Annotated in this window: 1 protein-coding gene (cut by a window edge); it reads right to left on the bottom strand. The window is 64.7% G+C overall.

Annotated elements, in window-relative coordinates; translation table 11 throughout:
• Window positions 1-15440: the 5' portion of an ADP-ribosyltransferase gene (locus ABZW16_RS06765; protein ID WP_354952979.1), read on the bottom strand. 35857 nt of this gene lie to the left of the window's left edge; the window shows 15440 of its 51297 coding nt (coding positions 1-15440); its start codon is at window positions 15438-15440; the stop codon falls past the left edge of the window.

The raw sequence follows: 15440 nt of genomic DNA, 5'->3' as shown, positions 1-15440 counted from the left end.
ACACCGCGGCCGCGCAGACGAGAGGTGAAGCGCCGCAGGCGTTGCAGCGCACGCGCTCGCCGCGAACGTCGTTCCTGCGCGGTGTCGCCGGGGTGGACCTCCACACTGCCGTCAGTTCCCTCGGTAACGGGATCCTGGCGTTCAACCCTGGACGATGTTGTGCCACTGCGAGACTGAGGCCATATGGTGCTGCCGTCGTCGCTGTATGAGTGGTCGCCGATCTGCTCGCCGGGTGCCGCGTGTCCGAGACCGGGCGCATCGTAGACGAGGTCGGAGACGTCCTCGAACGGCCCCGGCTGCCGGATCATCTCGGCCATCTCGGGGAGACGGCTCATCTCGCCCGGACCCAATTCCGAAGCCGCCCGCGATGTTTCGCCTTGTTCCTGCTGCGCCGTGGAGTCCTGCGTGGTCGCCGACCGGCGCGCGCCGCGCGGCCGCGCCCGCGTTTCCCGGCTGCCGGACGGCCGCTTCGGCCGGAATCGTTGCGTTTCCGGGGTCGGCACCGACAGATCGAACGTATCGGGCAGCCCGGTGCGCACAACTGTTCCGTCTGCCCGGTTGTGCATGCTCCTGACGGGAAACCGGTTCTGCCGGAACGGATCATCCCGATCCCGCTGGTCCGGAATGGACTTGTGGCGGCCGGGGATATCAATGGGCTTCTCGGGAAGCGGAGCCTGCTCGGAAGTCTCGGCCGCGCTCACTGGCCGCAGCGAACTGTTCCGGGGCGGAATCGTGAAGGGAACGAACGCACCATGCGGCCGGTTCAGCGGTTCGGTCCCGGACTTCCGCTCGCCCCCGGACGTCCCGTAGTCTTCCGGCGCGGTGCCTTCTGTTTGTTCGGTCTCCCGCTGTGGTTCCTCGTCGTGGACGCCGGCGGCCGAATCGCCCTCGTCGGTATCGGCCACGGACTCGGTGTGCTCCTGGATGGCCGGGTCGATCGAGGAGGTCCGTACGTCCCCGATCTGCTCGGATCCACGCAAGCCAGACTCCTGGGATTGCGTGGTGCGATCCGGGTCGGTGCTGTAAACCCACGCATCGTCGTCAGCGCTTTGGGCCGAGCTGCCGTCGTCGACGCTGTACACCGACTCGTCGTCAGCGCTGTGAACCGAGGCGTCGTCGCTGCCGTGCGCCGAATCGTCGTCGATGCGCAGTGCGGACCGAATGTCCGCCAACCGCAGCGGAATTCCCGGACCGGGTGAAGAGGTGTGCTCACCTTCGGTCCGCTCAGGTTCGTGCAGAGGTGGCTCGACGGATTGTTGGGACCGGTCCGGATCGATGCTGTCGAGCGACCCGTCGGAGGTGCGTGGCGACGGGAAGCGATCGGGAAGCGAAGTGGTCCGGCGGAGTCCCTGCGGAGGCTCGAGCGGGCTGAACAGGTCGGACAGCCACTCGGCGGCGCGCTGGCGTCGGACGAGGTCCAAATCGTCGGTCGGTGTCCGCGGCCGTGACGACGTGGTTGAGTGCTCGGTTTCGGTGTTGTCGGCCGCCTCGGGTCCGGGCACTGGTGCGTAGCGAACGGTGCCGGTGGAATCGACGGAGCCCGCGGACTCAGATCCTGCCAGCGGCGCGTGCCGGACGGTACCGGTGGAATCGACAGTGTCGGCGGACTCAGATCCTGCCAGCGGCGCGTGCCGGACGGTACCGGTGGAATCGACAGTGTCGGCGGAATAGACGGAGTCTGTGGGTGAAGGCGGCCGGGCGGTAATCGAGGGTGGCCCCCTGGGTGCGTCGCTCGCAAGGTCCTGGTGTGCCGCACCGTCGCGCGACGTCTCGCCGACCTGCTCTTGCACCAGAGCGGTCAGCATTTCTTGCTGCAATTTCTCCGCGCGGACGTGGCCGGCGGTCTCCGCATCCGGAGGTTGAAGTTGTTCACTCGGGTCCGCGGACCGCTGCTCGTCGCTGATCCGCTGTTCCATGCCCGGTGTGGCTGGTTCGGCACTCTGCTGTTGGTGCTCGTCGCCGATCGGCTGTTCCGTGCCCGGTGTGGCAGGCTCGGCACCCTGCTGTTGGTGCTCGTCGCCGATCCGCTGCTCAGTACCCGGCATGACGGGCTCCATGCCCGGTTGCCGCGTATCCGTCTGGGACGCAGGCAGATTCAGATGCACCTGCTCCGGGTCGACACCGCGCGCACCGAACTGATTCCGCACCTCGGACCGGAAGTCCTCGAACGTACCGCCGCGATGGAGGTCGAGCGCCGCGAATATCCCGTTGGCCCGGCTCATCCCGAAACCGTCCCGTGGCGTCGCGGCGCCGAAGCCGACACCGGCCAGTACCTGCTCGGACCCGGTCGGCACGTCCCAATGGAACATATCGGCGTGACCGTCCCGGAACTCCCGCAGCCACGCGGTCACCCGCCGCACCGCGTCCAGATCGCTGACGTGGACCACGATGCCGTCCACCCGGGATTCCAACGGCCCGAACACCGTTACCTCGCCGACTCCCGGGAAGCGAACGGGGTCGTCGAGGACCTCGCGCACGAGGTGGGCGGTCACCGTGGACCGTGCGTTACCGGAGGTATTCACGTAGATCTCGAGCGCGTTGTCATCGGGCACATCGCCAGGCTCGTATTCCCGGGCAAAACGCACGACCGGGACGTCTTCGGGCGCCAGCGCGGCGGCTTTGCGCGGAATGAGCGCACCGGCCTCGCCCATGGAAGCCCTCCGGGCCGACCCGGACGCGCGTTGCGAGAGAATCCGCGCCATCTCATCGATGAAGCCGCGCGGATCCTCGGGCCGCTCCCCCGCTCCGACGCCGAGGTAATAGGTGTTGTAGAGACTGTTCGCGTTCCGAATCGCATCACGATTGCCCCAGACGGCGTGCAGGAAGGCATCCAGGTTTTCGCGCGACACGGTGGGGGGTTCCAGCCCACTGAGTTCATAGGTATGCGCCCGCAATTCCCACAGGTCATCGAACGACAGGTCCGGCCATTCCGGCTGTAGCACGGTGTACAGCTGGTCCAGCGTGAGTGGCTGTTCGAACAGGACCTCGAATTCCCCGGTTACCCGGGCCACCACCGAACCCGGCCGGTGCGTCGTGGGCGGCACGCCCGGCCGGTGCGTCGTGGGCGGCACGCCCGGCCGGTGCGTCGTGGGCGGCACGCCCGGCCGGTGCGTCACCGGCGTTCCCGCCGGCCGCCCGCTGAAGGGCGAACGTTCGGACGAACCCGGCGTCTCGAGCGCCGGAACCGGCGTCTCCTCGGCCGTGACCGAAAGGTCCGGAGAGCCTGGCGCCTCGACTGTTTCGATATCTTTCGCCAGGTAGTAATGCTGGCCGGTGACGAAAACCGCACTGGGCGGATGGCGGTTGGTAACCGCCTCGAACTCGGAAGTTACGATCCCTTGCGGTGTCGCGGAGTACACCGTGAGCGGCCGATCGAACAATCCCGCCGCTATATACATGACAAAATCGGCCGCCGGATTGTGTTCATATACGCCGAGGTTTCGGAGACTGTCGATATCCTCTTCCGTTACGTAGAGGCGCGACATGGTGTCGAACTGCTCGTGCATTCTGTCGGTGACCCCGATCCGCAGTCCCTGAATGCGGCGGGCCAGTTCCACACCCGAATAGATCCGGCCGGGGAACAGGATTGCATGCAGAACATGGAACATGCAGTCGTGGTCGAGGGGTGCGGACCACCACGACCGGTCATCGATCTCGGGACGGCCTGTCCTGAGGGATGTCTCGACGAACGGCCGCCCGTGCCCGGAGTAGTCCTGGGGGGTCCTTCCGTCGGACTGCATGTCGTATCCGGGCCCGATCCGGAGTTCGTCGGCCCGGGCCATCCAATAGTCAAGTGCCGCATCGAGTTCGGTGATCGGCTCGAGCGTCGCCGGGACCTGGCGCTCGGTTTCGGACAGCGCTTCCCCGGGGGTTCGCCGCTCACCGGCAGGCGTCTCATCCTGTCCTGCCTGCTCGACCGAGTTGTCAAGTGCGACATCATGTTCGGCGTCGGCATCGGTGCTCTGCTCCACCTGAGTCCCGTCGATACCGTGTGTCGGCTGAGATTGCTTGCCGCCCTGCTCCTGCTGAGTCCCCTCAGCAGCCCGCTCCGGCTGAGATTGCTTACCGCCCTGCTCCGGCTGAGTCCCCTCGACACCCCGCTCCGGCTGAGCTTCCTTGGCGCTCTGCTTCTTCTGAGACTCCTCGGCACCCTGCTTCGGCTGAGTCTCCTTGGCGCTCTGCTTCGGCTCAGTCCCCTTGGCACCCGGCTCCTGCTTACTCTCCTCGGCGCCCGGCTCCTGCTCAGTCTCCTCGACACCCTGCTTCAGCTGAGTCTCCTTGGCACTCTGCTTCGGCTCAGTCCCCTTGCCACCCGGCTCCTGCTTACTCCCCTCGGCACCCGGCTCCTGCTGAGTCCCCTCGGTGCTCTGCTTCGCCTGAGTCTCGTCAGCGCCCCGCTCCTGCTGAGTCCCCTTGGCGCCCTGCTTCGTCTGCGTCTGCTCAGTGCTCCGTCTCGGCTGAGACTCCTCGGTACTCCGCTCCGGCTGAGACTCCTCGGTACTCCGCTTCGCCTGAGACTCCTCCATGCTCCGCTCCGGCTGAGACTTTTTGGTACGCCGCTTCCGCCGCGGCTTTTCAATGGCTGGCTGCGGTTCGGGTGCGATGTTGTCGGTAGCTGTTGAATCCGTGCTGGCGACAATGGGTTTCACCAACGTATCGGTGGTGCGCGCGAGGGCGTTGCCGAGCACCCAGAGCGTGCCCTTGGGCCCGATCAGCTTGATCAGCATGATGGTCCAGACGCGATGGTTGTCCCCGCCCGGGCCGTAGCGCATGAGGTTACGGCGCTGGCTGCCTGTACTCCGGCCCGACCCGTAGCCCCCGGCACCGCCGCCCAGGGGCCAGCCGGACGGTGCGCCACGGTTACTGGCGTCCGAAACGGTCGGGATACTCACGCCGAGGGTGGGCATGAAGGTGACGGTGAGGTCAGCCTCGACCTTGAAATTGTCGGCCGAAACCAGCAAGCCATCATTTGCGAGTTTGTCGGTCGTGTTTTCGATCTCGAGCGAGTAGAAGGTCGCCTCGGCGGTGACGCCGGTGACCTTCCGGCCGCCAGCGTGCGGCACGGGCGTCGGCAGGTTGCCGGTCGACGCGTCGACACTGTTGAGGAACGCCGAAATCGATGCCGGGCCGAGCACCTTCGATCGCTTTCGCTGGGCCAGCGTGTTCAGGGCGAGAAGCATGGTCTCGAAGGAATGGTTCCGGCTGCTCGCCTCGATGCCCGGTGCGACCGCACGCAGCGCCCGGCCGAGGCGCTCGAAACCATCGAACCAGTAGACCTGGATGGGCCTCGTCGGCACCCAGGGCTCCATCAGCAGATTGCGAACGTCGCGCGGTACCTCCATCTCGATGGCCACGCTGCCCGCGGGCGGAGCCGGGCGCCGGACCGACGGATCGGACCTGTAGACGGCGGGCGCGACGCGGGTGGCGGCGGCGTTGTCGGCGGCGGATCTCGTGTCGGCGGCGTGGAACTGGATGAAGTTCGTGGAGTTCACGGTCCGCGATTCGGTGTGGGACTGTCGCCACAACCCTGAAATATCCTTTCCCAGCAGGGCTCCCACCACGGATCCCACCAGGACCCCACCCGTGTATCGGGCGAGATTCAACAGGTACGTCGCCTGCGACATGTTCAAGCGCTGCCAGCTGACCGTGACCCTGTACAGGTACGGAAGGCCGAAGAAGGCGGTGTCCTCGCCGCGCATCCACGTGTCGTCATCGCGCTGGGAGTCGTGGGTTTCGGTGGCGGTGCCGGCACCCCGCCTGGCGAGGCTGACAGTGGGGCGTACACCGTTGATCTGAAAGCTGGGGTTGAAGCTCCACTGGTCGTCTCCGCCACGACTCGTGCTCACCGCCGTGACGCGGCCACCGTGCGCATTGCCGTCGGCCGAGGTGACCAGGAAGGTGTTCTCGATCGCGACGCCCTTGGGGGCTCGCCAGCCACGAATCTTGCCGAGATTCGCCTTGGGATGGGGAATCGCGCTGAATGTCACTGTGACCCGGCGTGGACCGAGCAAGGGCGACCAGTCGTCGTAATAGAATGCGCTGCCGCCGGGCCCGGCATTCGGCAGGGTACGCACACCGAAAGTGGACGTGTGTTTCTCGATCTGCTCCAGCACCCCGCGGAAAAGTTCGGGCGACCCGGGAGTCGCGAAACGGGGCGTCACCGACTCCACGAGGTCCATGGCCTGCTTCCGGAAAGCGTTGCGGCCGCCCTCGAGGTTGGCGGCGAGCACGGTGCCGAGGGAAATAGCGCCGCCGCTCTGAACGTAAGCGCTGGGCGGGAACAGGTCGGCTTTCTTCCGCTTGGGGATTTTGTGCCCGGCGGCCTCGACGAGTCGGGCCAGTTCGGGATGCAGATGTAAATCCTTGTCGTACAACAGGAATCGCACCACGCCGGATTCCTCGACGGCGAGGCTGTTACCACTGTGGGGTTCTCCCGCCACCTTGCCGGGTTCACCCAGCACCTTGCCGCCGAGGCGCTCCACCAGCGCGGTAAATTCCCGCACCGCACTCTTGGTGAGTTCCTTGGCCATACTGATGACGACGAGGTTGTTGCCACTGCCGGATTCACCCCGCACATCACCGAGTTCACCCGGCATCTCGTCCAATTCACCAGGCGCCTCGCGTGGTCGACCCAGCACCTTGCCGCCGAGGCGCTCCACCAGCGCGGTAAATTCCCTCGCCGCACTCTTGGTGAGATCCTTCGCCACACTGATGACGAAGTGCTGGGTGCCGCTCTCGACGGTGACGACACGAACCACGTCCGCGGTGAACTCATAGGCCGGGGTTCCCGAGTTCGTGGTGACCCGATTGCTGCCGATCGTCTCGACGGAACTGGAATGTTGTGACCTGGAATAGGTGTGCTGGAAGGTCTCGCCGGGGATGTAGCTGAAGTCGGCCTTGTTGCCCACGCGTTGGGTCAGGCTGATGCCGAGCAGATCGCTGTGCGCGGTGGCATTGCTCTGGGCCGCGTTGTTGCTGGAGGGGACCCAGTTCTCGGAGTTGATATTCACCGTTACCGGCAGCACCTTCACGTTCCGGAAATAGGAATCGAGACGGATGTTGTAATCGGTACCGGCGATGACGCCGGCGGTGCCGATACCCTGGATGTCGTCGGATTGCCGGGAAGTCTGCACCAGCGAAGCCAGCATGGCGTGCGACGACAAGGCAGTGTGAATGACTTGATAGGACAGCGACTCCGGGTTCGTCACGGGCTCCCCGAAGGAATGTTCCCACAACCATTGGCCGCCGGCGGTGAGCTTGTCCAGCCCCCACTCGACCCAGCCGATCTCGGGTTCCGGGCCTGGTGCGGGGTCAGCGGGCGCATCGTGCAGCACACCGGATGGATCCGTCACGACGATGGTGGGGGCGTCGGAGGCCCACGTATCGGTTCGGCGCGGGCCGACCGGCCGGGCCGCCGCCTCCGGCTCCTGTTCCTGTTCCTGCTCCTCAGGGTCGGTGGGGAATTCGCCGGGAATCGTCCGCGGAGCAGGTGTGAAGTCGAATTCGGTATCGATGTGTGCGCTGTGCAGCACACCGGATGGATCCGTCACGACGAGGGTGGGCGGATCCGGCATCGGCGTATCCGACGGCTGTGGCTCGGTCTGCTGCGGCGGCACTGCCGGGGGTGTGTTCCAGCGCGGCAGCACGGGTTCCGCGTCGGGGAACGCGCCGGGAATCGTACCGTCAGCCTCCGGGCGAGAATCCTCGGTCTCCTGGCGGGGATGCCCGGCCTCTTCCCGGGCACCCTCGACGTCCGGGCGAGACCCCTCGGTGCCGGTATGGGGATTTGTGAGGTCGGACGCGGTTCCGTCGATGAGTGCGAGGGTGGCCCGGCGTACTCTCGTGCTGGTTCCGCCGTCGACGACGATGGCCTGCTCGGGAATTACCCAATCCGGGTCGGTGAGCTGTTTGATGTCCTCGGGCGTGACTTCGCGAATGGTGGCCGGCGGCGGCGCGGACGAGTCGGCTGGCTTCTCGGCCAGCGTGCGATAGGTGGGGAGATTCAGCCGAACGTAGCCGGCGGTGCTCTCCAGCTCCGAATCGTCGCCGTGATCGTAGGTGATCTTCATCCAATATTTGACGGGAACCGAGAAGGTCTGCGTCCCTTCGTCGGCGGAGCTGATGATCATATTGGTCCCGCCGGTCTCGAAACCGAATGATTTATCCGACGCTCGATGGTACGAATGAACGTAGCTCGGGGTAACACCCGCGATCAGTTCACTGCCCGGCACGTCGAACGGGTTGTTGAACGCGGCATTGCCACCGCCACTCGGATTGACCCACACCGAATTCCTGCCGGACTGCGTACCACCGGACAGGACGATGCCCGCCACATTCTGGGTCTGACCCTTGGGATACGTCCAATCGTGCCTGGATCCCTCGTGTGGATCGTCCTCCGAATCGCAGTGCCTTTTCGCGACGAGCTGGACCGAAATCTTCTCGGTACCGAACCGGTTGGGCTTTTCGAACCAGGTGATAGAACCTCCTTCGATCTTCCCCGTCGTCTCGTCTACTTCGCCATCGCTCATCTCCTGTAGCGCCGAACTCAAGTCGAACTGTGAACGCATCCGCTCGAATGCGCCGATATTGTTGTCGCGCGCATCCGCGAGTTCCTGCTTACGGTCGATCATGTCCAGCGCGTCCGGGTCATCGTGTTTGCTCGAGAAGAAACCGTGGTCGGACAGGAACTTCTCGGCCACATCGAAGAGCGGGTCGGTGCCGATGACCCCGGTCGGGGTGGTGTCGAGGCCGAGTTGCCGCAGATGCAGGACGTTCGTGGGCAGGTACCGAACCTGATCCGGTTTCGGTTTGTAGCCGAGGGCCTCCTTCGACGGCACCAGCATATTGACCGGATATGAATTCCGTTCGTTGGCCAGCGGTGTCCCCTCTTCCGGCCCGAATCTTTCGCCGTCGCGGATCAGGGTGATACGGAGTTTCATGCGGGGTGTGGTGTGCAGCAGGTCGTCATGTAGACGCAGCGAGCGGGCCGTGTGGGATTTTCTGCCGTAGCCCAGGGACTGCGTGGTCTGATGAGATGCTCCGCCACGGCCGGTGATCTGGCCGCCTCGGCGCGGATACCCGGTGTCCTCGAAGGCATCGCCGGCGCCGAAGGTGGCGCTGACCGCTGGGTGAAAACCGAGTTCATCGGTGATCCTCGACCTCCCTTGCACCCCCAATTCCCGCTTCGTATAGGTTTCCAGGCCGAATTTTTCGTGTATGGGACCGGTGAGCTCCTCACCGCCCTCGAAGTCGGCCTGGATCAGGAAGAAGCCCAGCGATTCTTTCGACTCGGTTTTCCAGGACGGGGAAATCCACGCACCGCCGCGCCGCATCAGCGGTATGTTGCCGATAATATTTTCTTCCTTGAAGAAATCCACAAACGTGCGGGCGGAACGTTTGGAGATGCCGGCGAGAAGGGTCCGGTAGCCGGCTACGGCATCGAGGAGAATTCGATCGTGGTTCGGAATGCTCAGCGGCGCGAATTGGGGGTGCTCTTGCAAGGAGGGAACCTCGTCGTCCTTATCGGGATGGAACGATGGAGGGATGGTGGCGCGATTCTTCGGGTCGACCCGCGGCGTTTCGGTGCTGTCGGCCAGGAACTTCGGGACCATGACCGGAAGCCGTTCCGACACGTCCTCCTCGAGATCGCGCCAGACCTTGTCCGCCGGGTCTACCGAAGGCAGTCCATCCGGGCTCTCGTTGTCGCTGATCTGAAACCGAATTCCATAATGGAACAGTACCGACGGGCCCTTGCTGGACTTTTTGTAGGAAGCTTCGAGCGCTATAAACGCTGTAATGTTGGTGGACGACTGACCGTATATGGTCGAACCCTGCGGTGTGAAATCCACACTACGCAGCCCACTGGTGTTCATCGGCTTTTTAGTTCCATAGGAGCCCGCGACAGACCGCAGGTTGTGCTCGCTGGCATGATTGCTGATCTGGGCCAAACCGCGCGAATAGCGGAAATAGGCTGCGGGCGGGACGCTCTGCGGTTCGCCGTGTTCACCCTCGGGTACGAGTTGCTGCACCACCGGCTGGGGATCGTGCAGACTCATGCGTAGCGAAATCGGGTAAGCGTGACCATTGTAGGTAAAGCTCAGCGGCACCCCCGACGCGGTGAACAGACGCGAATACTCGGCCCTGACGAAGCGGGAGGTCAGCATCTGCTCGATCTCGACGCGGAGTTTCGCCTCCGGACCATCGGAGCCCGCCACATAGGCGTAGGCCTGCCTGCCCATCCGGTTCACCGTATCCATCGCGGACCTGTTTTCGGGGCCCGCTTTGTCCATGACATATCGGTAAACCTGCTCGACCAGCCGCCGCGCCGTCTCTTCCGGAATCGACATGACCTCGACATCCGGTTGGAGGCCGTTATGCCTCGAACCGAGTTCCCGGACAATGTAATTCGGCTCGGGCGGTGTGATCACGATGTCGGGGACGGCGGGGCGTGGTGCGTGCTGAGTGTTCGCCGCGGGCACCGGCGCCGTGGGCGTCGATTCAGCTGGCAATTCGGTCAGCTCGATATTGTCGGCAGGCGCCACCTCGGTCTGCGGCACAATCTGGCCTGCGAGCGCCGTGGTGCCCGGCGGTTGCGTACGTACCAGGTTCCATGCGGCGGGCCGCTCCGAATCCCAGTCTCCGAGAGCGAATCTCACACCGGTGCCGCGGATGTGCATGTGGGCGAACTTGCTCAGATGCCCGATATCGATGCTCAGCTCACCGTTCTCGCCGTAGGTGACGCCCTTGACGGTCTTCGCCACGACCGGGTTGGTGCCCCAGGGGTTACCCAACCGCAGGATGATTCGGCCGTCGTCGCCGGACTGCACGTCCACCTTCGGATATGCATGGCTACCCACGAGTCCCGGATATCGAGTGGTGTTCTCCGAATTCTCGCCGAAACTAGCCGTGCCTAGAATGATGGTGTCACCGCGCTCACGCAGGAACCCGATAAAGTCAGCGATATGCCTTCCGGCCACCCTGCTGGTAAAGAGTTTACCGGGGTCATAGGCGTCGGCCAGGTAACTCAGCACCGCATCTAATTCGGCCGACCACCGGCTCCGCTCGGCATCGTTCAGATGCCCCTGGAGGAAGCTCCCGAATCTCTCGGATTCGGAGACTTCATGATTCTGGGACCACTCGTTCTGCCACTGCGGCTCCAACTCTCCGAGACGCTGCGCGAACCCCCAGTCGGCCTCCGCACCCAGCTGCTCGGAGACCAGATCGTGCAGGGTATCGACCCCGAACCGCATCGGATGCAGGAAAGTCACCAGTTCGACGCTGCGTACCGGCTGATGGATGGAACCAGAACCGCCGACCTCATACGGCGGCAGCAGCTCCGACATATTGATTACCGGCCAGCCGGCCCTGATCTTTTCGAAGTCGCCGCCCTTCACCGTCGCGAAGGCCTTCTCCACGAGCGCCGCCCACAACGCATGATCCTCGTCGTGCGCGGCATAGATCGGCTTGCCATCGGCGTCGGCCCACAAATCCCTGGCCAACCGCACCCAGCGCGGCACACGGTCCCGGTCGAAAGTCCGCACGAACACGGTGCCGTCGCGATATTCGTACGTCATATCCAGGATCTGCCGCATATTGTTGTCGGCGATATCCTGCAACGGCGCGATGAGGTGGCAATCTCCGAGCTTGCCCTGCGCCGCATCCCGTGCCACCGGCCGTAGTTCGCCCTCGGGCGAACTGTGGAACACCGGACCCGTCGGCCGCAGTATCGTGCGCCCCAATTCGCGCAATGCCGCTTCGGATACCCGGGCGTGCCCGTCGATCACAAACGTACCTTGCGGGCCGACGCCCACGGACGTCGATTTACCGGGTGGCAGATGCCACGGGGCGTCGTTGCGCATCCACCGCAACCCCTGGACGCGCGAATCCTGATCCGGCACCTGCCAGTGATATCTACCGTCACTGCCGAGACCGGACGCGGTCATCTCCGACAAGAGCTCACGGTGCACCGAATAGCTCGGCGCCACCGGATCGTCACCGACCCGCACCGAAATGAAATTCGGGCCGCCCGGCTCGTCAGTGCCGGACAGCCGATCCCCGGGCCGCAGGCTCAGCAGCCTTCCGCTGCGGTCCACGATGCCCAACCGGTCCGAGGGCGCATCGACCGTCGACCGCGGCATGGGAGCTATCGGCACCGAACGCGGGTCCAGCGGTATGCCGAAGGGACGCACCGATACTGTTGCATCGAAAGGGATCTCGAATCGCAGCAGCGAATACGCCTTCTGTAGCAACGCCGCCCACATCGGCTCGCCGTCGGAATGCCCCACGTGCATCGGTGATCCCGACTCGTCGTGCAGCAGGCTCCGGTCGAGCGCCACCCAATGTGGCTTGCCATTGACGAAGAACCGCACCCCGACCGTGCCGTCGCGGTATTCGTGGAACATGTCCACCAGCCCCTGCGGATCCCGCTCGGCGGTCTCGGCCAATTGGTCGATCAGCTCCTGATGGTCCCTGCGAGTCCCGGGCCGGACATCGGACCGCCGCGGCGCCGGACTGGAGTCGACCTGCGAAAACACCGGGCCCGCATGCATTCTCATCGCCGTGGGCTCGTGCATGCCCAGCGCCCGCACCGCGTGCGGGGGGATCACGAAGTCCGAGCCCATCATCTCGTAACGCAGACCGCCACCATCGGCCGGACGAGTCGGCACCGGATTGGCGAACCCCAGCACACCCGACGGCCCGCCGGGTATCGCGAACATCAACCCGGTCGGCGCCCGACCGTACTGATCACGTTGCAGCACACCGACTCTCGCACCGTCCGCTGTCGGGCTCCAGCTGAAGAAACGCACCAGCCCGGCAGGCATGGGATAGCGCACCGCGGCCGGATCCGACGGCAGCCGAATCGAATACCGGGCCGCCGCACCACTCGCCCCCGGTATCCGCTCCAGCACCACCGGCTCCCCCGGCCCGATCACCACGGCCCGGCCGTCCGCGCCTATCAGCACGGTGTTCTGCGTCGGCTGAATAGTGCTGACCTGACCAACCGTCGGACTTTCGGGCGCCGTCGAGTCGAATCCGCGCCGGCTCCCATACGGATCCGCACTCGACGACCTCTCCAGCCACTCCGCGTCGCTGAACAATTCCTGTTCCAGCTCGGTCAGGGCGAAATAGTTGGCAATAGGCCGACCGTCGGTGTGAACGGCGACGTGGTAGTGACCGCCGCCGATATTGTCACGGAACAGCGTGTAAGTGGGGGTGCCGGAAGCGCCGTACTGGAGGTGGTGGGCGGTGCCGTCGGGGTGGCGGATGTCCAGGTCGAGCCCGAGCGTGCGAGCCGCCGCGGGCAGCAGGAATTCGGCGGCAGGATCGGCATACCGGCCGTCCAGCAGCAGGTTTTCGAGCTGGCCGGTGAAAGCGGCGTCACGAAGCTCCCGATAAATGCCGTGACGCTGCTGCTGGTACGCGTCGCGGCGCTCGGCGTCCGGGCTGCCGGGCAGGAAGTCGGTGGGCGGTTCCCCGGGCATGAAATGACCCGGTGGGCCGGCAGGCATGAATTCGTCGATCGCGCCGGCCCGGTTGTGGTACGCGGCTTCCACAGCGTGGGCGCGTAGATCCAGATGCGCGTCGGCGTCGTTCATGCCGAGTACCCGGGCGACGGCATGGAACATGCAATTGCCGTCACCTGTCTGCGATTCCCACACCCCACCACCGGGCGCCGGAATATCCCCGATGCGCGAGGGAAGTGCGGCCGCAGCGCTGTGCTGAGCGGCGCCACCCCTGAGGGGATGGTGTCGACTGCTACTCTCGGTCGGGGCCGGTCCCGCAGTGGAGCCGGCATCACCAGCTTCGCGCCGGCTCCGCAACCGCGCGATCCGCTCGGGCCGCAAGAATGGCATGACCGGCGCCAGCAGCCGCTCCGCCCGATGCGGATCCACTCGGAAACTATCGATCGCAATTCCGAAACGTTTGCCGACAGCCAGCAGATTCCCGGCCACGGTTGTCGGCTCGAACCCGAGCTCCGCCGCGATTTCCGGACGTGTGTAACCAGCGGCGTAGTGCTCGAAGATGTTTCGCTGATTCGACGACAGCGAAAGCGTGGCCGTCGCGGGCGACGGCGACGGCGCCGCTATCGCGTCCAATGCGGCGGCGGACAGAACCCCGAGTTCCAGGACGCGTTCTTGCAGGGCCGCGGCGGAAACCTTCCAATCCGCATCGGCGCCGAATCCGACCTCGAATATCTCACCCAGTTCTTTGATATACGGCCTGGACCAGTTCTTACGCTGCCTGAAAATTTCATCGATCTGCTCGACGGTATAACCTGCGGCAAGATAGGGTAAAATAATCTTCTCATCCTCGGATAAATGATCCGATGGATGCGGCACTTCCTTCATCTCGTCGATAAAGTCCGGGTCGGTACCGACCTTTTTCAATACCCCGGCAGTAGTCTCTTCTCCAAGTCCCTCACGTGCCTTCCTGAGCCTTTCCTTGACGGTCGAATCGCTGATCTCCAGCGCCCTCATGGTCCGCGACCTGCTGTAACCTTTGCCGGCATAGGCGAGCGCCTCTTTCACCGGCTTCGCCAGCCGGCCGAACGGCACCACCGCAGCCCTGGGCCCGCGATCGGTCGCTGCTTCGTGCCCGCGGGCGCTCTGCCCATCGGAGACCGTCGCGGGCGGCGGTGCCATCGCCTCCTGCAGAGCCGTGGCGGTCAGCACCCCCAACCTCTGGGCACGTTCTTTCAGGGTCGCAACGGACGTCTCCCAGTCGGTGTTCGTGCCGAAGTCGACCTCGAATACCCGGCCCAACTCTTTGACCTGGCCCCAGATCCAAGGCCCGCTTTTTCCTAGAATACCGCTCATCTGCCCGATGCTGTAGCCTCCGGCAACATATCGGAGCACGATCTTCTCATCGTCGGACAAATACTCGGACGGATGTGGCACATCCTTCATCGCATCAATAAATTCGGGATCGGTGCCGACCTTCTCCAATACCCCGGCAGTAGTCCTTTCGCCAAATGTTTCACGCACCGCCCCGAGCCTTTGATTCACCGACGGAGCTGCAATTCCCAGAGCTTTCCCGGTCCGGGAGATGCTGTAGCCCTTGCCGACACGGGTGAGCGCCTTTTGCTGTGGTTCCGTCAGATTGCCGAACGACGGCGACCACGGCGCGCGGTCGGCAGCGGTAGCGGTGGTGTCGGACAGCTGATTTGGATTGTCGGTGAGCAGATCGTTGCGATCGAGCCGGTCGGTGAGGTCGGCGAGCGGGGTGAGCCCCGAGTCGTCCGATGGAGAGCGGTGGATCGCTGTGGTGGCGGTGTCCTGCGCCGCGGTGGTGACGGCGCCCGGGGATTCGGGCCGGTCCTGGGCCGCGCCGAATTCACGCTGCCGGCGGGCTTCGGCAATGGCCTCCTCGTCGAGCAGGTGCCACCAGCGAGCCTCGGTAACGGCGGCGTCCGGATCGGAAACGCCGAGTTTGCCGTACAA

Origin of the sequence: Nocardia sp. NPDC004604 (assembly GCF_040609795.1) — a bacterium.
In the GTDB taxonomy this organism is placed as follows: domain Bacteria; phylum Actinomycetota; class Actinomycetes; order Mycobacteriales; family Mycobacteriaceae; genus Nocardia.
This window is presented reverse-complemented; position numbering and strand designations above follow the sequence as displayed.